The sequence below is a fragment of the Amycolatopsis vastitatis genome, assembly GCF_002234595.1.
In the GTDB taxonomy this organism is placed as follows: domain Bacteria; phylum Actinomycetota; class Actinomycetes; order Mycobacteriales; family Pseudonocardiaceae; genus Amycolatopsis; species Amycolatopsis vastitatis.
Genome location: NZ_NMUL01000087.1, coordinates 14,424 through 32,368, shown reverse-complemented (window position 1 = coordinate 32,368; position 17,945 = coordinate 14,424). Strand labels below are relative to the sequence as shown.

Annotated in this window: 22 protein-coding genes; 9 read left to right on the top strand and 13 right to left on the bottom strand. The window is 69.4% G+C overall.

The genetic code is table 11. From position 1 onward, the window contains the following. The 4 genes from CF165_RS48425 to CF165_RS50925 form a co-directional block, all read right to left on the bottom strand. On the bottom strand, positions 1-234 hold a 234-nt coding region (locus CF165_RS48425; RefSeq protein WP_143268914.1), incomplete at its 3' end, for a diiron oxygenase. A gap of 379 nt (positions 235-613) precedes the next feature. Beyond that, positions 614-1,102 (bottom strand): hypothetical protein, encoded by a 489-nt coding sequence (locus CF165_RS48420; RefSeq protein ID WP_143268912.1) that lies wholly within the window; start codon positions 1,100-1,102, stop codon positions 614-616. 119 nt (positions 1,103-1,221) lie between these two features. Continuing rightward, positions 1,222-2,115 (bottom strand): site-specific integrase, encoded by an 894-nt coding sequence (locus tag CF165_RS48415; RefSeq protein ID WP_093954350.1) that lies wholly within the window; start codon positions 2,113-2,115, stop codon positions 1,222-1,224. Then, complete coding sequence (locus CF165_RS50925) at positions 2,112-2,516, bottom strand: tyrosine-type recombinase/integrase (protein WP_158226969.1); 405 nt, start codon at positions 2,514-2,516, stop codon at positions 2,112-2,114. Before CF165_RS50925 ends, CF165_RS48415 begins: the two co-directional genes overlap by 4 nt. A 173-nt stretch (positions 2,517-2,689) precedes the next feature. On the opposite strand from CF165_RS50925, the gene CF165_RS48405 reads away from it, so the two are divergent. Then, entirely contained in the window at positions 2,690-3,469 is a 780-nt protein-coding gene (locus tag CF165_RS48405; RefSeq protein WP_143268908.1) for a hypothetical protein, read from the top strand. Between the two features lie 182 nt (positions 3,470-3,651). Here the strand turns inward: CF165_RS48405 and CF165_RS48400 are convergent, their stop codons facing one another. Continuing rightward, positions 3,652-4,497: a helix-turn-helix domain-containing GNAT family N-acetyltransferase gene (locus CF165_RS48400; RefSeq protein ID WP_093954347.1), complete on the bottom strand. Its 846-nt coding sequence runs from the start codon at positions 4,495-4,497 to the stop codon at positions 3,652-3,654. 97 nt (positions 4,498-4,594) lie between these two features. Here CF165_RS48400 and CF165_RS48395 point away from each other — a divergent pair, with 97 nt between their 5' ends. Genes CF165_RS48395 through CF165_RS48385 form a run of 3 tightly spaced genes read left to right on the top strand, consistent with a single transcriptional unit; the run spans position 4,595 to position 8,221 of the window. Then, positions 4,595-5,917: an FAD-dependent oxidoreductase gene (locus tag CF165_RS48395; RefSeq protein WP_093954346.1), complete on the top strand. Its 1,323-nt coding sequence runs from the start codon at positions 4,595-4,597 to the stop codon at positions 5,915-5,917. A 4-nt stretch (positions 5,918-5,921) separates the two neighbouring features. After that, entirely contained in the window at positions 5,922-7,142 is a 1,221-nt protein-coding gene (locus CF165_RS48390) for an MFS transporter (protein WP_240522195.1), read from the top strand. Continuing rightward, positions 7,139-8,221, top strand: a complete 1,083-nt coding sequence (locus tag CF165_RS48385; RefSeq protein ID WP_093954345.1) for a flavin-containing monooxygenase — start codon at positions 7,139-7,141, stop codon at positions 8,219-8,221. Before CF165_RS48390 ends, CF165_RS48385 begins: the two co-directional genes overlap by 4 nt. A 7-nt stretch (positions 8,222-8,228) precedes the next feature. Here the strand turns inward: CF165_RS48385 and CF165_RS48380 are convergent, their stop codons facing one another. Further along, on the bottom strand, positions 8,229-8,564 hold the full coding sequence (locus CF165_RS48380; protein WP_439098562.1) for an ArsR/SmtB family transcription factor: 336 nt from the start codon (positions 8,562-8,564) through the stop codon (positions 8,229-8,231). Between the two features lie 105 nt (positions 8,565-8,669). Between CF165_RS48380 and CF165_RS51590 the strand changes: the two genes are divergently transcribed. The 3 genes from CF165_RS51590 to CF165_RS48370 are packed head-to-tail and all read left to right on the top strand — an operon-like array spanning position 8,670 to position 10,220. Continuing rightward, on the top strand, positions 8,670-8,819 hold the full coding sequence (locus CF165_RS51590; RefSeq protein WP_158226968.1) for a hypothetical protein: 150 nt from the start codon (positions 8,670-8,672) through the stop codon (positions 8,817-8,819). A gap of 25 nt (positions 8,820-8,844) precedes the next feature. Next, positions 8,845-9,072 carry a hypothetical protein gene (locus CF165_RS48375; RefSeq protein ID WP_093954343.1) on the top strand — a complete coding sequence of 76 codons (228 nt, stop codon included), beginning with the start codon at positions 8,845-8,847 and terminating at the stop codon, positions 9,070-9,072. Continuing rightward, a complete protein-coding gene (locus CF165_RS48370; RefSeq protein ID WP_093954342.1) occupies positions 9,069-10,220 on the top strand; it encodes a M28 family peptidase in 1,152 nt (383 codons plus the stop codon). Before CF165_RS48375 ends, CF165_RS48370 begins: the two co-directional genes overlap by 4 nt. Here the strand turns inward: CF165_RS48370 and CF165_RS48365 are convergent. The 7 genes from CF165_RS48365 to CF165_RS48335 all read right to left on the bottom strand — a co-directional run bounded on the left by CF165_RS48365 (position 10,210) and on the right by CF165_RS48335 (position 15,153). Next, entirely contained in the window at positions 10,210-10,722 is a 513-nt protein-coding gene (locus CF165_RS48365; RefSeq protein WP_093954341.1) for a DinB family protein, read from the bottom strand. The genes CF165_RS48370 and CF165_RS48365 overlap by 11 nt on opposite strands. Before the next feature lie 74 nt (positions 10,723-10,796). Next, a complete protein-coding gene (locus tag CF165_RS48360) occupies positions 10,797-11,492 on the bottom strand; it encodes a cation efflux transmembrane domain-containing protein (protein WP_205661231.1) in 696 nt (231 codons plus the stop codon). Continuing rightward, a complete protein-coding gene (gene cmtR / locus CF165_RS48355) occupies positions 11,489-11,830 on the bottom strand; it encodes a Cd(II)/Pb(II)-sensing metalloregulatory transcriptional regulator CmtR (RefSeq protein WP_093954340.1) in 342 nt (113 codons plus the stop codon). Before cmtR ends, CF165_RS48360 begins: the two co-directional genes overlap by 4 nt. 79 nt (positions 11,831-11,909) lie before the next feature. Continuing rightward, positions 11,910-12,965 carry an ArsO family NAD(P)H-dependent flavin-containing monooxygenase gene (locus tag CF165_RS48350; protein WP_093954339.1) on the bottom strand — a complete coding sequence of 352 codons (1,056 nt, stop codon included), beginning with the start codon at positions 12,963-12,965 and terminating at the stop codon, positions 11,910-11,912. Next, the gene (gene arsB, locus CF165_RS48345) at positions 12,962-14,056 is read right to left on the bottom strand and encodes an ACR3 family arsenite efflux transporter (protein ID WP_093954338.1); all 1,095 of its coding nucleotides are present in this window, start codon (positions 14,054-14,056) and stop codon (positions 12,962-12,964) included. The genes CF165_RS48350 and arsB overlap by 4 nt, the downstream gene beginning before the upstream one ends. Before the next feature lie 33 nt (positions 14,057-14,089). Then, on the bottom strand, positions 14,090-14,494 hold the full coding sequence (locus tag CF165_RS48340) for an arsenate reductase ArsC (RefSeq protein WP_093954337.1): 405 nt from the start codon (positions 14,492-14,494) through the stop codon (positions 14,090-14,092). 11 nt (positions 14,495-14,505) lie between these two features. Beyond that, complete coding sequence (locus CF165_RS48335; protein WP_093954336.1) at positions 14,506-15,153, bottom strand: arsenate reductase ArsC; 648 nt, start codon at positions 15,151-15,153, stop codon at positions 14,506-14,508. Between the two features lie 133 nt (positions 15,154-15,286). Here CF165_RS48335 and CF165_RS48330 point away from each other — a divergent pair, with 133 nt between their 5' ends. Both CF165_RS48330 and CF165_RS50920 read left to right on the top strand, forming a co-directional pair. Beyond that, a complete protein-coding gene (locus CF165_RS48330; protein ID WP_093954335.1) occupies positions 15,287-15,700 on the top strand; it encodes an ArsR/SmtB family transcription factor in 414 nt (137 codons plus the stop codon). 312 nt (positions 15,701-16,012) lie between these two features. Continuing rightward, positions 16,013-17,920 (top strand): hypothetical protein, encoded by a 1,908-nt coding sequence (locus CF165_RS50920; protein ID WP_143268906.1) that lies wholly within the window; start codon positions 16,013-16,015, stop codon positions 17,918-17,920. The last annotated feature ends 25 nt before the right edge of the window (positions 17,921-17,945 follow it).

Here is a 17,945-nt window from a genome sequence, read left to right as displayed (position 1 = left end):
TTCGGCGTGGATGACGACGGACGCCAGCGTGATCGCTTCCTGTCGTGCCACCTCATTCCGCTGAGCGGGAGAGAGCGAGTCCCACAGTGGCGTGCCGTACAGAGGCAGCCGATGCGTCGAGAAGTAGAGCTTGTCTTCGTCCCTGGGAGCACACCAGTCGATATCCACCTGCGGATCGTAAGATCGATCGGCCGACGACCTCAGCAACCGTCGGGCGACCTGCTCTTGGTTCACCTGAACTCCCTACTTGCCCTCAGTGTTTTCTGCGCTCCCTCCAAGCCTGCCCAGCCTGCAGCGAAGCTGTCAATGTGAGACGGATTCGTTGACGTAGCCGGATGTCGTTCCGGCCTCTTTTATTCCGGATAGCGCGTGCACCAACGTGAAGCTTCAGGTGAACGCCCAAAGAGACAAACACCAGGTCAGCGGCTTGCAGGGGGTTCATCTGGCGCAGGCCGGTCTCTTGCCGAAGACTCCAACTTGACCACGCCGCTCACCGCGCGCTGCCCCGCGGCCGACGCTCCATCACCAGCCGCACGCCGAGCCTGATCAGCAGCGCGTCAGGCAGGACGATTGGTGTGATTGTCGCCGGAATCCCACCAACCGCACATCAACATCACGGCGGCGAGCCCGTGTGAACGATTCCCCTCGCGGACGTCGTTGTTGTACCAATCGCTGCAGCACGTCCGGGGCCGTTGACGTGCCGATTTTGCTCGTTCCTCCTCTTCCGGAGAGTCCGCCGACCGTAGTTGTGCGTGCCAGCCATTCGATCCAGCTCGGCGCCTGTCGGCGTCCGGACGGAGGCCCGCTCCCTGACGTAGTACTCCCACATCCGCCGCTTGGCCGCCCGCTCGGAGTTCTCCAGGCTCGACAGCGAGACCATGACCGGCCGCACCGGCCTCAAGGTCACGTTGTCCGTCCCTGTCACGAGGGCCTGAATGGTCATCTCGCTACCAGCGCTGGCGGTCTCGGAGCCAGTCTCGCGAGACCGCTGCTTCAACGCTCCGTTCAACAGCTCGATCGCCAGCAACAAGCCCAGCGGCGGACACGCCGCCACCGTTACCTGCAACACGCTCGACGTCGGCGCCGAGCAGATGTTCGCCACCAGCGACAGGCTGCCGAAAACGAACGCCAGCCACGCCCTCTTAACCAGCGGGTTCGGGGTTCGAGTCCCTGATGGCGCACAGTCGGAAAGCAAAGCCCACCAACGGTTTCCCTGTAGTTTCAGGGTTGCTGTCGGTGGCCTTTGTTGATCTGTGGGTCCGAGCTGGGGCCGCTGTGGGTCCGGCCCAGAGTTCCGCCAGCGCGGATGAAGCGCGGACCGCGTCCGACCGCTCGACGTCGCCCTTGCCGGGCAGACCTAGCACCTGACCTGCAGATCTTCCGTCCCCGGTCGTAGCCGGCGCGGCGAACCAAGCTCGCGGTTGCCTCCGCACAAGCCTGAGCCAGCGACGGGAGCACGCTGGTGTACGTGTCTGCCGTCAGGACGATGCTGGCGTGACCGAGCAGTGCCTGCACCGTTTTCAGGTCGTTGCCGGCGGCCAGGGACAGCGTCGCCGCGCCGTGGCGCAGGTCGTGGAACCGCACCGGTGGCAGATCAACCTTCTCGATCAGCCGTCGGAACGTGTGCGACACGTAACTCGGGCTCCAATGACTGCCGTTCTCCCGCGCGAACACCCACCCATCAGCAGCCCCACCACCCTCACGACGCTGCGCAGACCGCAGCCGCACCAGCAGCGCGACCGTGCCCCCATCCAGCGGCACCGCGCGGCCGCTCGCCGTGGACTTCGGCAGACAAATCACCGCCCGACCGTCCCGCTCCTGAATCTGATGAGTCACCGTCAGCGACGCTCCAGCCAGATCGAGATCACACCAGCGCAGGCCAAGAACCTCACCACGCCGCAGCCCGGTCAGGGCCGCAACGTGGAACACCGCGTGCAGCGGATGCGACCCGGCGTGCTGGAGGAACGCGGCCGTTTGCTCGGCCGTCCAGACCGCCAGTGGCGGACGCTCGCCGGTTGCCCGCCACACCGCGACCCGCGCCTGTGTCCACACCACCGCTCGTGGCCGTCGCAGCGACGGCAGCTCCACCCACCGCGCCGGGTTGCTGGTGATCAACCACGCCGGATCGCCCCGTTCAGCGCCGCACGCAGCACCTCACGTATCCGCTGCAAGGTCGTCGCCGACAACGGCCGGACCCGCGTGGCATTCGCTCGCAGCAGGCTAGTGAACATCGCCTGCACCCGTCCGATCGTCAGCTCTGTCAGTGCGACGTTCCCGAGGCCGGGTTTCACGTAGTCCCGGACGAGCTGCGTGTAAATCCTTTGGGTTGCCGGACGAATCGCGTGCCGGGTGGCCAGCCAGATGTCCAGCCATTGCCCTACTGTCACCAGGCTCAGATCAGGATCGACATCCTCACCTCGCCAGTACCGTTGAGCCTGCACCGCCGCCGCCCGTGACGAAAACCCGCCACGTCGCAGCCGGCACCGCCCGCCGTCGCGCTGCCCGGGCAGCTCCACCGTGAAGTACCAGCTACCGTGGCCCCGAGCAGCCAGCCGAGGACAACGCGGCCCATACGGACGTCCCGTCTCCGGATCGACACACCCACACCGCTTCCACACACCACGCTCCGCCATTACGACTCCCTGCCTCCGACTGTCCCGTCAGATCAGGGTGCGCTCATCTTGAGCAGATGGAGAAATCCGAGTACTACGGTCCTATGGCCGCACGCCGCAGGAACCCAGACCTTTCGCGACAGTTGCTTGCTCAGCTGCAGTGGGTAGAGCTACACCTCAACAGCCAAGCGAGCCTCGCCGGAAGCGACGAGACCGACCCCGGAACCAGCGACTGGTGGACCAAAGCCACGGTGCGCGTTCTTCCGGACGAGGACGAAGCTGACGGCGTCGAGCCTTGGTACGAAGTCGAAGGCACGGCACTCTCGACGAAGCGGCTCGACGAGGAATCCATCGATGTCACGATCTTCGAAGCCAACGGTTTGACCATCGACCTCCAGCACGTCGAGGACGTCCACGACGCACTCGATGCCCGCAGCGAGGACTACGCCAAATTCATCCCCCTATTCGGCGGCCGCGATCAGTTCGGCTTTGTCACTCTCCGGGCGGACCTGGAAGACCAGATCGAATCTCTCGGCACGCATGTCGTCATCATCGATCGAGTACAGCTCGCGCCGGCCTGGCGCGGTCTCGGCGGAGTCGGACGGCTTCTCACCGCCCGCCTGCTGCGCTGGGTCTGCGCCGACCCGCGGCTCGTCGCTGTACTGCCGTTCCCTATCGACCTCGACCGCGCACTACTCAAAGACGACTCGGTCTTCGAGCCGGCCCTTGAGCAAGTCCGCCGCACCTGGGCAGCGCTCGGATTTCGCCCCGACACTGGCCGACTGTGGGTCATGGATCCCTCCGACGGAACTCACCAGAACGCCGTCACTCAGATCGAGAAGACACTTGACCTATAAGGGATCGCGCCATCCACCCGACCGAGATAACGGACATCCGATTTCGGACTGCACGGCAGCCGCATCGACGGCGTCACGGCCCCATCGCACAACGCCTGCTCCCCTGACCGTCGCCATCTGCCACAACCGCGCCAGATCAAGCGTGGGTCTGGTCCTGACGGATCCAGATGACCGAACGCGCGTCAGCTGATCGGGCTGCGGCGCTCGAGGAAGACGGTGTCGTGCCAAACGCCGTCGCGTTGCGCGATGCGTTCACGGACACCGAGGGTGCGGTAGCCGGCGCTGCGGTGCAGCGCGATCGAGGCGCGGTTCTCGTTGAAGATCGAGGTCTGCAAGGTCCAGAGGCCGTCGGCGTCGGCTTCGGTGACCTGCTTGTGGATCAGGGCCTTGCCGACGCCGCTGCCGCGGTGGCCGTCGGCGACGTAGATCGAGGTCTCGGCGACGCCGGCGTAGCACTCGCGGCTGGACACCGGCGCCGCGGCGGCCCAGCCCACCACCTGGCCATCGAGCTCGGCGACCCAGCGGTGCCCGGGCAGCCACTTCGCGTGCAGGTCCTCGCGACTGGGGACCTCGGTCTCGAAGGTGGCGATGCCGGTGGCCATGCCTTCGCCGTAAATCCGGCGGACCGCGCCCCAGTCGCCGCGGCGCAGCGGGCGGACAGCGACGTCCTCGGGCAGGTTGTCCGGGCAACACGGTCGCGGCGCCAGCATCCCCATGACGGCGTCGGCGGCGTGCGGGAGGCCGGTGCAACAGGCCGGGTTGACCGACACGACCGTGGCGGTGCCGCGCTTGCGCAGGTGCAGGAAACCGACGTCGGCGAGCTTGCGCACGTGGTGGGACACCGTGGGCTGGCTGATCCCTCCCATGATCTCGGTCAGCCCGCCGATGGTCAGTTCCCGGCCAGCCGTGGCGACGGTGTGCAGGATCTTCACCCGCATCGGCTCGGCCAGGCAGGAGAACCACTCCGCGTAGGTCGCGGCCTCGGCGTCCGGGAGCACCGGCGCCACGAGCGGGAGCGTCGTCGTCATGCCGACAGTATCGACTGCGATCGATGGTTGCGTCAATCGACGACGGTCTATACATTGCTCGGCATTGATAGAGCGTCGTCGATGAAGGGTGCTGGGGATGAGCGAGTTGCCTGTCGTGGTGGTCGGCGCGGGGCCGGTGGGGCTGGCCGCGGCCGCGCAGCTGCGGGAACGCGGGCTGCGGCCGCTGGTGCTGGAGCGCGGCAAGCGGGCCGGCGCGGCGGTGGCTGAGTGGAACCACGTCCGCCTGTTCTCGCCGTGGTCGGAGCTGGTGGACCCGGCCGCCGCGCGGCTGCTGGAGCCCACCGGCTGGACGCGACCGGACGCCGAGGCCTACCCGACGGGCTCGGAGTGGGCGGAGCGCTACCTGCGGCCACTGGCCGACGCGCTCGGCGACCAGGTGCGCTTCGGCGCCGAGGTTGTCGGGGTGGCGCGGCGGGGCCGGGACCGGATCGTCGACAGCGGCCGCGACGGCGAGCCGTTCTCCGTGCACCTCCGCACCACCGACGGCGCCGAGGAGCGGGTCCTGGCACAGGCGGTGATCGACGCCTCCGGCACCTGGTCGACCCCGAACCCGCTGGGCGGCGAAGGCCTCCCCGCGGTCGGCGAACGCGCCGCCGCGGACCGGATCTCTTACCGCGTCCCAGACTTGGCCATCGAGAAGGCTCGTTACGCGGGCAAGCACGTGGTTGTCGCGGGCAGTGGGCATTCGGCGTTGACCGCGCTGGTCGCGCTGGCCGGCCTCGGTGGGGACACGCGGATCAGCTGGGTGCTGCGCCGTGGCGGGATGGGCAACACCTTCGGCGGCGGCGAGGCCGACCAGCTGCCCGCGCGCGGCGCGCTCGGCCTGCGCGCGAAGGAGGCCGTCGATGCCGGGCTCGTCACGGTCATGACCGGGTTCCGCACCGAGGCCGTCGAACGCGCCGACGATGGGTGCCTCGAGCTGGTGTCGGCGGACGGCGCCCGCATCGAGGCGATCGACGAGGTGATCGCGCTGACCGGATTCCGGCCGGAGCTGTCGTGGCTGTCGGAGATCCGCCTCGAGCTGGACCCGACGCTGCAGGCACCGGTCGCGCTGGCGCCCCTGGTGGACCCGAACGTGCACTCCTGCGGCACCGTCTACTCGCACGGCGCGAAGGAGCTGTCCCACCCGGAGCAGAACTTCTACCTGGCCGGGATGAAGAGCTACGGCCGTGCGCCGACGTTCCTGGCCCAGACCGGCTATGAGCAGGTCCGCAGCATCGCCGCCGCCCTGGCGGGCGACCACGAGGCCGCCGCGAGGGTCGAGCTGATCATGGCCGAGACCGGCGTGTGCGGCGGCGCCGGGCTGTTCGACGAGCCCGACAGCGGCGCGTCCGGCTGCTGCGGCCCGGTCGAACCGGAGGTACTGACGCTGTCCGCGCCACCGGCCGCGACACGCTGACCGGGTGTCGGCGAGCACGAGCACCGCGGCGCAGTCCCTGAGCAAGTCCGGGCTGCGCCGGGTGCTCGCGGTCTTGTGCGTCACCCAGATCACCAGCTGGGGAATCCTCTACTACGCCTTCCCGGTGCTCGCGCCGGACATCAGCCGCGCCACCGGCTGGCCGACGACGGCGGTCGTCGCCGCGCTGTCGGGCGCGCAGCTGGTCACCGCAGTGGCGGGGATCCCGGTCGGGCGGTGGCTGGACCGCCGCGGGCCGCGCGCGGTGATGACTACCGGCTCGGTCCTCGGGGTCCTGGCCGTGCTCGCGGTGGCGACCGCGCCGAACCTCGCCTGGTTCGTCGCCGCGTGGGCGGTGGCCGGCGCGGCGATGAGCGGGGTGCTCTACCCGCCGGCGTTCGCCGCGTTGACCCGCTGGTACGGGCCTCGCCGGGTGTCCGCGCTGACCGTCCTCACCCTGGCCGGGGGCCTGGCGAGCACCGTGTTCGCCCCTCTCACCGCACTGCTGGCTGCGCACCTGGACTGGCGCCACACCTACCTGGTGCTCGCGCTCGTCCTGGCGGCGATCACCATGCCGTCGCACTGGTGGGGGCTGAAAGGTCCGTGGCCGGAGGCCGAGCCGCCGCTGGCGGAACACGTCGAGCACAGCGATCCGCGCGCGATCGCCCGCAGCGGCGCATTCCTTGTGCTCGTCGTCGCGCTGAGCCTGGCGACCTTCTCGGCGTTCGCCGTCGTGGTGAACCTCGTGCCGCTGCTGACCGAACGCGGCGTCAGCGCCGGGATCGCCGCGGTCGCACTCGGTCTCGGCGGCGCCGGTCAGGTGCTGGGCCGCCTCGGCTACGCCACGTTGTCGCGACGCACCAGCGTCCGCGGCCGCACCGCGATCATCCTGCTGGCCACCTCGGTCACCACCGCCCTGCTGTCGGTCCTGACCTCGGCGGTCGCGCTGATCGCCGCGGCCGTCGTCGCCGGGATGGCCCGCGGGGTGTTCACCCTGCTGCAGGCCACCGCGATCACAGACCGCTGGGGCGCGGTCCACTACGGACGGCTCAACGGCCTGCTGGCCGCGCCGATGACCATCACCATGGCACTCGCCCCGTTCGCCGGCGCCGCGTTCGCCGGCGTGCTCGGCGGCTACGCCCACGCCTTCCTCGTCCTCGCCGCGATCAACACCGCGGCCGCCGCGCTGGCCATGGCCAGCCAACCCACTTCCGGGAGAACCTCGTGACCGACCACGACGCAATCGTCATCGGCGGCGGCCAAGCCGGCCTCGCCGCCGCCCGCGCCCTGCGCACCCACGGCTTGCAGCCCGTCGTCCTCGAAGCCGGCGCCGAGCCGGTCGGGTCGTGGCCGCGCTACTACGACAGCCTCACCCTCTTCTCCCCCGCCCGCTACAGCAGCCTCCCTGGACTGCCGTTCCCCGGCGACCCCGAGCACTACCCGCACCGCGACGAGGTCATCGACTACCTCCGCACCTACGCCGGCTGCCTCGATGCCGACATCCGCACCCACCACCGGGTCGACACGGTCACCCGCGACGACGGCGTGTTCACCGTCCACGGCGCCGGAACCACGCTGAGCGCGCCGGTCGTGATCGCCGCGAGCGGCGGCTTCTCGCGGCCGCATCGGCCCGCACTGTCCGGCTTGGACACCTTCACCGGCACCGTCCTGCACAGCAGCGACTACCGCGAACCCAGCCCGTTCGCCGGACAGCGGATCGTCGTGGTCGGTGCCGGGAACTCCGCGGTCCAGATCGCCACCGAACTCGCCGACCACGCCCACGTCACCCTCGCCACCCGCACGCCCATCAAGTTCGCCCCCCAGCGGCCGCTCGGCCGCGACGTGCACTTCTGGTCCGCCGCGATCGGGTTCGACCACCTGCCGATCGGGCACCTGCTGCGCACTCCGCCGACCTCGCCGGTCAACGACCCCGGCCGCTACCGCGCCGCCGTCCACGCCGGACGCCCGGACCAGCGACGCATGTTCACCACCATCGAGGGGAACGAAGTCGTGTGGCCGGACGGGAAACGCGAGACCGTCGACACGATCCTGCTCGCCACCGGCTTCCAGCCGGGACTGTCCTATCTGGACTCACTCGGCGCGCTGGACACGACCGGGCACCCGCGTCACAACCGCGGCCTGTCCACGACCCATTCCGGGCTCGGTTACGTCGGGCTGGAGTGGCAGCGCAGCTTCGCCTCGGCGACCCTGCGCGGTGTCGGGCGGGACGCCGAGTACGTCGTCAAGCGCCTGCCGCTCAGCCGCAACGCCGCTCGCGCGAAGTGCTGCCAGCCCGCTCGCGCGTGACGCGCCCTCAGGCCGGAGCCAGACCGGGCGTGGCCAGCAGCGCGCTGAGCTGCCCGAGATCTTTCACGCGGGGCCGGTAGTACACCCAGGTGCCGCGGCGTTCGCTGTCGACCAGACCGGCTTCGCGCAGCACCTTCAGGTGATGCGAGATGGTCGGCCCGGTGAGGTCGAACGCCGCGGTCAGGTCGCAGACGCAAGACTCGCCCTCGGCCGAGGTGATCAGCGACAGCAGCCGCAACCGCACCGGATCACCCAGGGCCTTGAACGCCCTGGCCAGGTCGACCGCCTGCTCGGCGGTCAGCGGCGCCGCGACCAGCGGTGCGCAGCACCCCTCGGCGATCACCGGCAACTCAATCCTCTGTTTAGCCACCCATCTATATTGACATCCATCTAATCCAGCGGCAAACTAGGCCACGTTGATTAGATGAACGTCTAGATAGGTCGCCTCATGATCACGTTGATCCGACGTCTGTTCCGCACCGCTGGGACGGTGGAGTTCTGCGAGTCCTGCGCGCAGGTCTGCACCGGCCAGTGCCGTGCCGACGCCCTGCTCGACCGGGCCCGAACCCAGGCACTGCAGCTTCCTTCCCGCTTCTGAACCTCAACCACTTCAAGGAGTTCCGATGACGAGCGAGACGATCGGCAGATTCGCCGGCGACCCAGCCGAGGCTTTCACCCCGCCGGCCGCCAGCGGCTGCTGCGGCACCGCACCGACCACCACCACCACGACGACGGCGGCGGCGGCGGCGACGTGTTGCGGCACCGCCGAAGCGGCGACCGCGGCCCGTGCCTGCTGCGACCCGGCCGCCAAGGCCGACGCCGTGGCGCAGGGCGCCGGTTGCTGCGGATGACCGCAACTGCCACGACCGCCGTCTCCGGCAGCAGTCTGCGGAACACCGTCGCCGAGCTGGCCGCGGACCGCTTCACCGGCCGCCGGGTCGGCACGCCGGGCGGCCGCGCGGCGGCGGCCTGGCTGGCCGAACAGCTGCGCGCGATCGGCGCCACAGTCAGCGCCGATGGGTTCCCGGCGGTCGTGCGCGAGCTGTACCGGACGCCCGAGCTGCGGCTAGGTGAGCGGGAGCTGGTGCACCGCCGCGACTTCGTCGAGCACCTCGCGTCGGCGGAGCTGCCCGGGCCGCGCACCGGTGAGCTGGTGACCGCGACCGCGGATCGGCTCGGTGGCCGTTGGGTGCTCGCGCCGGACCTGGGGGTTTCGGCGCGAGCTACCCGCGACGGCGCGGCCGGGCTGCTGGTGCCTCGCGGGACCGACGAGGCCGGGTGGATGCCGAAGATGATCGCCGGCCCACCGGCCGGCGACCTGCCGGTCCTCGCGGTCCGCGCCGAGCTGCACCAGCAGATGACCGTCGGCGAGCTGGTCACCGCGTCGATGCCGCTGCGCACCGTCGAGACCTCCGGCTCCAACATCCACGGCAGGCTGCGCCAGCCCGGCGCACTGGACGTGCTGCTCACCGCGCACTTCGATGGCGTCGGCGACGATCCCGGGCAGCGGTTGTCCGCCGCCGCCGACAACGCCTCCGGGGTCGCAGTGGTCCTCGAGGCGGCCCGGCTGCTCGCCGGCTCCTTGCCTGATGGGGTCGGCTTGGCGGTCGCGTTGCTCGATGCCGAGGAAGCCGGTGCGCGCGGGTCCGCCCACCACGCCCCGACGGTCGCGCCCGGCACGGTGGTGCTCAACGTCGACGGGGCCGCCCGGCTCGGCGACGCCGCGGCCGTCGAAGCCGGGGGCCCGGCGCATGCCCTGCTGGCCGCGCTCGACCAGGCCGGCCGTGAGACCGGCGTTCCGCTGCGCGCCGGGGCCATGGCGTCGGACAACCGTCGCTACGCCGCCGTCGGGCTGCCCGCGGTCGGGATCGGGATGGGTATGCCCGGTTATCAGACCCCGGCCGAGACCGCCGACCGTGTCGAGACCGACACTCTCGTCGCCGCGACCCGCCTGGTCGCCGCCACGGTCCGGCGCCTGGCGACTTCGGTCACGGGCTGAGGGTGAGCTGGCGCTGGTGGAAGGCGAAGTGCTGGGCCGGGTAGCGGTAGATGTCGGCGAGGGTCATGTAAGGCTGAAAGAACGGGTCCCAGCGCGTCGGGTAGTGCATCCCACGCGCCAAATCCGCCTCGCCAGTCCGGTCCAGGCTGCGGTGCAGGGACGCGATGATGTGGTCGAGCCAGCGCGCCGCCTGGTGCGGGCCGATCAGGCCGCCGCCGCACGAACCGAGGTAGTTGATCACGTGGAACGGCCGGGTCACCGCGTTCAACGCCGCGGCGAATTCGCGGCTCACCGGGTCCGGTAGCCGCCCGAACACGCGGACCAGGACGAGCAGGGCGCGCACGATCTGATAGCCGAACACCAAGTGGAACAACAGCTGCTGGTTGGTCCACCGCGTGCCGTCGGACCGGCGCCGCAGCTCCGCGGACGTCGCGGCGGCCACCAGCTCGTGGAAGGCGACGCGGTCGCGTTCCCACTGCTCGTGCACTGCCTGCCGGTCCATGGCGCCGTCCTCTCGGCAAGCCCGTTCGTCCGGGTTCAGCGTCTCACCGAGGAGCTGAGACCGAGCTCAGTGGTTCAGCAGCAGTGCTCGCCGCGCCAGGCTTCCCGGCCTTCCTTCACCGCGACCGCGGCGATGACGAGCGCGACGATCGGGTCGGCCCACGACCAGCCGAACAGCGAGTTCAGCAGCAACCCGACCAGCAGGACACCGGAGAGGTAGGTGCACAACAGGGTCTGCTTCGAGTCCGCGACCGCGCTCGCCGACCCCAGCTCCCGGCCCGCGCGACGCTGCGCGGCGGACAGGAACGGCATCACCAGCAGCGACACCGCGGCGAGCACGATCCCGACCGTCGAGTGCTCCGCCGCTTCCGCGCCGAACAGCGACCGCGCCGACTCCACCGTGACGTAGGCGGCCAGCGCGAAGAACGACACCGCGATCACCTTCAACGCCGTCCGTTCCCGGGCTTCCGGATCCTGACCGGAGAACTGCCACGCCACCGCGGCCGCCGAGGCGACCTCGATCACCGAGTCCAGCCCGAACCCGATCAGCGCCGTCGACGACGCGATCGAGCCGGCCGAGATCGCGATGACCGCCTCGATCACGTTGTAGGTGATGGTCGCGCCGACCAGCAGCCGCACCCGCCGCGACAGCACGGCCCGCCTCTGTGCATCGACCGTCGCGACGGCTTCCGGTGCACAGCAGCCGTCGGTGCAGCTGTCCTGCACGGTGGCCAGTGGCAGCTCGCTCCGCTTGCCGGCGTCCCCGCTCATCGGTCCACCGCCACCGGCTGCTCGTCGTCCACGCACGGCTCCGCCGTGTCGACCGCGAGCACCACCTGCACCAGCTCCCTCAGCGCACGGGCCAGGTGCGCGTCCGCGAGCTCGTAGCGCACCTGGCGACCCTCGTACGTCGCCACGACCAAGCCACAGCCGCGCAGGCACGCCAGGTGATTCGACACGTTCGAGCGCGTCAACCCCAGCTCCGTGGCGAGCTGACCGGGGTAGCTCACCCCGTCCAGCAACGACACCAGGATCTTGCAGCGGGTCGGGTCGGCCAGTGCACGCCCGAGCCGGGCCAGCGCAGCGCCCCGCGTCTCACACGTCAGCATGAATCGGACAGTACAGCGCTCACTGTCATATCAGCAAGGACTGAACAGTTCATGCCTCATGGACGAAGGGTGGCAACGCTCATCGGCCCGTATCCAGGTGGCTCGTGATGTCGGCGACGGCGGCCCGCGCGGTCATGCCGACGCCGATGAGCGTCGCCGAGGCCGGGCCTGTCCAGTCGCCGTAGCCGAGCAGGTGCAGCCGCGGCTCGTCGACGACGCGGGTGCCGTGCGTGGCGATCCGGCCGTCGGCGCCGCGCAGCCGCAGCGGGGCCAGGTGGGACAGGGCGGGGCGGAATCCGGTGCACCAGATGACCGTGTCCGCGGGCAACCGGGTGTCGTCGCTCCACACCGGACCGTCTTCGTCGAAGCGGGCGAACATCGGTTTCGCGGTGAGCAGCCCCGCATCGCGGGCCCGGCGGACCGGGGGCAGCGCGACGATGTCGCCGAGCGCCGCGACGCCACCGGTGTCGGCTTCACCTCGGTCGAGCACCCGGCGGCGCCGCGTGGCCGCATCGAACAACGCATGCCCGTCGACCTCGTCGGGCAGGTACCGGGGTGGGCGTCTGGTCACCCAGGTGACCTCGGCCGCGGTGGTGAGGTCGGCCGCGATCTGCGCTCCGGAGTTTCCGCCGCCCACAACGACCACGCGCTGCCCGGCGAATTCATCCGGGTTGCGGTAGTCGACGGTGTGCAGCTGGCGGCCGGCGAAGCTGCCCGGAACCAGCGGCAGGAACGGCCGCCACCACGTCCCGGTCGCGCTAACCACCGCCTCCGCCGACCACGTTCCCGAGTCGGTCGCGACCTGCAGACCACCCTCCGTCCGGGACACCGCGGACACCGGTTCCGACCGGCGGATCGGCAACTCATAGCGCTTCTCATAGGCAGTCAGATAGTCCACGACATGCCCGGCCGGCGGATACCACTCGCTCGGATACGGCGGCATCGGCCACCCCGGCAGCGAGCTGAACTGCGCCGGGGAGAACAACCGCAGCGAGTCCCAGCCGTGCGGCCACGCACCACCGGGAGTGGCCTGGGCGTCGAGGATGACGAAGTCGAGCCCGGCGCGGCGCAGGTAGTAGCCCGCGGCGAGACCGGCCTGGCCACCGCCGATGACCACTACCTTCGTCGTGCTCACTTCGGCTGCACGGCCTTGTCGACCCAGCGCTTGCGCAGCCACAAGCTGACGTAGACCAGGCCGACCAGCACGGGCACCTCGATCAGCGGGCCGACTACGCCCGCGAGGGCCTGCCCGGAGGTCACGCCGAACACGCCGATCGCGACCGCGATCGCCAGCTCGAAGTTGTTGCCCGCCGCGGTGAAAGCCAGCGTCGTCGTCCGCGCGTAGGACAGCCCGGAGGCCTTGCCGAGCAGGTAGCCGCCGCCCCACATGATCGCGAAGTACGCCAGCAGCGGCACCGCGATCCGGGCGACGTCCAGCGGCCGGGAGGTGATGGTCTCACCCTGCAGCGCGAACAGCACGACGATGGTGAACAGCAGCCCGTAGAGCGCGACGGGGCCGATCTTCGGCAGGAACTTCCCCTCGTACCACTCGCGGCCCTTCCGCGCCTCACCGACGCGGCGGGACAGGTAGCCCGCGGCGAGCGGGATACCGAGGAAGATGACCACGCTCAGCGCGATCTCCCACGGCGAGAAGCTGACGCTCTGGATGTCGAGGCCCAGCCAGCCGGGCAGCAGGTCGAGGTAGAACCACCCGAGCACGCCGAACATGATCACCTGGAACACCGAGTTCAACGCGACCAGCACCGCGGCGGCCTCGCGGTCACCGCAGGCAAGGTCGTTCCAGATGATCACCATGGCGATGCAGCGGGCCAGGCCGACGATGATCAACCCGGTCCGGTACTCCGGCAGGTCCGGCAGCAGCAGCCACGCCAGGGCGAACATCAGCGCCGGGCCGAGAATCCAGTTCAGCACCAGCGACAGCACCATGGTGCGCCGGTCGCGGGTGACGGTGTCGAGCTTGTCGTAGCGGACCTTCGCCAGCACCGGGTACATCATCAGCAACAGGCCGAGCGCGATCGGCAGCGACACCTGCCCGATCTTCACGGCCTCCAGCACGCCCTGCAGCCCGGGGATCACGCTGCCCAGGCCCAGCCCGGCGGCCATCGCGGCGATGATCCACACCGGGAGGAAACGGTCCAGGAAGGACAGTCTGTGCAGGACGTCGGCGTCGGCTGGGGTGGCGGTCTTGTCGGCGGTCTCAGTCACTGACCGTGCCTCCAGAAGTAGGTCGTCGGGTGGTCAGGCGTCGAGGAGCTCGGCGAGCAGGGTACGGACGCGGCGGTCGATCTCGTCGCGGATCGGGCGGACGGCGTCGACGCCCTGCCCGGCCGGATCATCGAGGGGCCAGTCCAGGTAGCGCTTGCCGGGGAAGATCGGGCACGTGTCGCCGCAGCCCATGGTGATCACGACATCGGAGGCTTCGACATCCTCGGTCGAGAGCTTGGTCGGCACCTCGGCCGTGATGTCCAGGCCCCACTCGGCCAGCGCTTCGGCGGCGGCGGGGTTGACCTTGTCGGCCGGCTCGGAACCGGCCGAGCGCACGGCGACCCGGCCGAGCGCGTAGTGCTGCAGCAGCGCGGCGGCCATCTGCGAGCGGCCGGCGTTGTGCACGCAGACGAACAGCACCTCGGGAGTGCGGGACATGGAGGTTCCTTTCACGGTTGGTTGCCGAGTTCGTCGAGCAGGCCGCGGACGTGGCGGTCGATCTCGTCGCGGATGCGGCGGACCATGTGCAGCGGTTCGCCATCCGGGTCGGGGATGTCCCAGTCCAGGTAGCGTTTGCCCGGGTAGATCGCGCACGCGTCGCCGCAGCCCATGGTGACGACGACGTCGGAGGCGCGCAGCACCTCGTCGGTCAGCGGCTTCGGGTAGGCGGCCTCCAGCGGGACGTGCAGCTCCCGCAGCGCGGCGGTGATGATCTCCGGGATCTCACCCGTGGGCTGCGAGCCCGCCGAGCGCACGGTGACCCGGCCGAAGGCGTGGTGGTCCAGCAACGCGGCGGCCATCTGCGAGCGGCCGACGTTGTGGACGCAGAGGAACAGCACCTGCGGGACGGTGACCTGGGTCAGACCTTCGGCCCGGCCGAGGTCGACCAGGCGCTCGCGGGCGAACCGGGCGGTCAGCGCGGGCAAGTGGACGGTGACCGTCGCGTGCTCGGCAAGCAGGTCGTAGGTCTCCCGCACGAATAGCTCGGCGTTTTCGCGGCCGAAGACGCCGTGGAAGCGGTCGGCGAGCTCGTCGGCGATGCGGTCCAGCTGCAGCCCGACCTCGCGTGCGGGCAGGCCGTCCGTGGCGTGCGTCATGGGGCTCTCCTCGAGCGAACCGGCTTGGATCGAAGTCTGCCGATGCAATTGAAGACGCTTGGATCGACTCTTGTCAATCCAACTGCGGTACGATCGACACCGCCGAGGTCACACGAGTCGTCGAGGAGGAGCCATGGCCACGCACAACGGTCACGTCCGGCCGAAGCCGGTCGCCGTGACCCTCCTGCTGGCCGAGCCCACCGCGGTCGTCAGCGACACCGAGGCCGAGACGGCCGCGAAGCTGTTCAAGGCGTTGTCCGACCCGGTCCGGATCCGGCTCGTGTCCCTGATCCGGCATTCACCCGGCGGCGAAGCGTGCTTCTGCGACCTCGCCGAGGACTTCGACATGCCCCAGCCCTCACTCAGCCACCACCTGCGGGTACTCGTCACCGCCGGCATCCTCACGCGCGAGCGTCGCGGCACGTGGAGCTGGTACAGCCTCGTTCCCGAACCGCTGGAAGCTCTCGGCGACCTGCTTCGCGAAGGAGGTCCGCTCGCCGACCGGCCCGCGCCAATCGCAGCTGCCGACCGCTCCGGTCGCTGCTGATCTGCGCCGAACTGCAACTGATACGCGACGCTCGTTTACGGCGATCACAGCCCACATGCGGCTCCTTGTTGGGCTCCAATACTCGATCGGTCACCTGCGAATTCGCGTCGTCGAATAAGGAAGACCACGGTGGCGCCGACGACCGCGTACGCCAGCGGGGCCTCGAACTGCACCCACTGAGCATTGGCCACCTAGTTCACGCATCCGGGCATTTTCCCACGAGTTTGCAGTTGATCACGCCATTTTCAGGCGCGTCTGACACGACGAGAAATCGCGGGTGCCCCGCGCCTGGTTCTGCTTGACTATCCGGTCATGAACGACGGCCACGTAGACGCTGACACCGCCGAGGAGTACACACACGATCCAGCCAGGGTCGATGTGCTCGCGCAGCTGGTCGACGCCGCCTGCGAGGGCGTCGAGCACGTCCACGAAGTGGGCCGGCGGATCGGCAATCTTGCCGCCGATCGCCAAGCGGACCCCGACCCGCACGCAGTGAGGGCCCTGACCAGCACATTCCACTACATGCTATCGGCGGAACGGCTAGGCTCGGCCCAGCCGGGGGCGAGCCTCTCACAATTGGATGACGAACAGTCTCTGTACCCACCGGCGCTCAAAGCGACCGGGGATCAGGTCCGCGCACTGTGGCTCGACCTCGCCGCCGCGGTGACCCATCCGATCGCACTCGCGCGCTGCCACGACATCGTCTTCACGCTCCGGCTAGGCGGCAGGAACAGCCGTGATCACGCTGAAACCGCAGCTCGTTCCTATCTGTCATGCCTCGGCGGGAGCCTTCGCTCGCGTGAGCAGAGCCACGGCCTTCTGCGGGCACTGACTATCACTCGATCAGTAGGGTTAAGTGACCTTGAAGCGGAACTCACCGCGGTGATCTTGGACAAGGCCGAAGAGGTAGTCAGTGCCCGGGATGACCCCCACGCTGCACTGCCCCTCCTGGACGCCATCCTGGTCCGCCGGCGGAAGAACGACGGAGCACCAGATCCGCGCGCGGTCGCTCTGCTCGACACTGCGCTGGGCGCATACCCTCAGCCTCACTTAGTGTCAGAAACCGCGACCGTCGTGCGCGCCCGCCTCTCCGCCGACCAAACGATGGTTGAAAAGGCCAACCGGGCCGAGATCGCCGCGTTCATCGCGCAAGCTGACGCTCAGACAGACGGCATGACCATCCGTTACAGCCTGTCGCAAGCGGCATCGCTGGCCCGCAAGTTCGGTGTGCAAGACCTAGAACGCGACGCGACGGCGCGGTTGCAGAAGGCTCCACCCCCGGAGTGGGCCACGATCAGCGGGGACTGGTTCTCACCACCCCAGCACTGGGTAGCGACCTTCATGCGCCCCTACCGGTATGCCCCGACATGGCAGGACGCGCTGAAGGCGTGGCTTGCGACCGGTGCTCCGTCCGGCTCCTACGATGTCAACAAGAAGACAGCCCAGGCAACCTTCGGCAACTCTGTTTTCCTCCGGCTCGCGACACGAATCTCCTTTGGCCACAACGACCTTCCCAAGAAAGTCAGCACCAGCGACGAGGATGCTCTGGCAGCCGACCTGGTCGACATCGAGTCTCTGGAAATGTCCATGCGGGGCGATCTCCTGGCCAGGGGACTCGATCTGATCGCCTACCGCTTCGGCATCCCGAACCAAGACGAGCTCACTGACTTCCTGGCTTCGTCCGAATGCCGCCCTCAGTGGGCCGCAGTCTTGGCGACCGCATTTCGCCTGTACTGGGTGCGCGAGTTCACCGCCAGCGCGCACCTCGCCGTGCCCAAGGTCGAGGCCGCTGCACGCGCACTGCTACTCGAACTCAACGAACCCGTATACCGCGCCTACGTCGGAGACAGCATCGGGCAGTTTGGCGGCCTCGGCGTACTCCTCGAACCCCTGGTGGAAAACCACTTCGATCAAGACTGGGCAAGGTTTTTACGGTCGTTCCTGCTCAGCGACGGCAAGAACGTCCGCAACAACATCGCCCACGGCTTCACCGACGACGTCGACGGTAGAACCGCCGCGCTCGCGCTCCGCGCAGCGGCAGTACTGATCATCATCACCTCTACCGAAACCGCCGAGCGGGACCGGGCAACCGCGATCTCCGCGCTGGAACACCCCACAGGGCGGCCGCCACGCCTCAGCTTGCTACAACGCGTTCGCAGGGCCGTCCACGCCGCAGGGCCGTCCACGCCGCAAGACGCGAACTACGCCGCTAGGACCTAAGCTCAGTGTCCCGTGGACGAAAGTC

Excerpts from the sequence above, each read along its gene's own strand:
- CF165_RS48335 (WP_093954336.1), bottom strand. The coding sequence starts at position 15,153 with ATGACGCACGCCACGGACGGCCTGCCCGCACGCGAGGTCGGGCTGCAG.
- CF165_RS48330 (WP_093954335.1), top strand. The coding sequence starts at position 15,287 with ATGGCCACGCACAACGGTCACGTCCGGCCGAAGCCGGTCGCCGTGACC.
- CF165_RS48400 (WP_093954347.1), bottom strand. The coding sequence starts at position 4,497 with ATGACGACGACGCTCCCGCTCGTGGCGCCGGTGCTCCCGGACGCCGAG.
- cmtR (WP_093954340.1), bottom strand. The coding sequence starts at position 11,830 with ATGCTGACGTGTGAGACGCGGGGCGCTGCGCTGGCCCGGCTCGGGCGT.
- CF165_RS48405 (WP_143268908.1), top strand. The coding sequence starts at position 2,690 with ATGGAGAAATCCGAGTACTACGGTCCTATGGCCGCACGCCGCAGGAAC.
- CF165_RS48395 (WP_093954346.1), top strand. The coding sequence starts at position 4,595 with ATGAGCGAGTTGCCTGTCGTGGTGGTCGGCGCGGGGCCGGTGGGGCTG.
- CF165_RS48340 (WP_093954337.1), bottom strand. The coding sequence starts at position 14,494 with ATGTCCCGCACTCCCGAGGTGCTGTTCGTCTGCGTGCACAACGCCGGC.
- CF165_RS51590 (WP_158226968.1), top strand. The coding sequence starts at position 8,670 with ATGATCACGTTGATCCGACGTCTGTTCCGCACCGCTGGGACGGTGGAG.
- CF165_RS48360 (WP_205661231.1), bottom strand. The coding sequence starts at position 11,492 with ATGAGCGGGGACGCCGGCAAGCGGAGCGAGCTGCCACTGGCCACCGTG.
- CF165_RS48375 (WP_093954343.1), top strand. The coding sequence starts at position 8,845 with ATGACGAGCGAGACGATCGGCAGATTCGCCGGCGACCCAGCCGAGGCT.
- CF165_RS50920 (WP_143268906.1), top strand. The coding sequence starts at position 16,013 with ATGAACGACGGCCACGTAGACGCTGACACCGCCGAGGAGTACACACAC.
- CF165_RS48370 (WP_093954342.1), top strand. The coding sequence starts at position 9,069 with ATGACCGCAACTGCCACGACCGCCGTCTCCGGCAGCAGTCTGCGGAAC.
- CF165_RS48365 (WP_093954341.1), bottom strand. The coding sequence starts at position 10,722 with ATGGACCGGCAGGCAGTGCACGAGCAGTGGGAACGCGACCGCGTCGCC.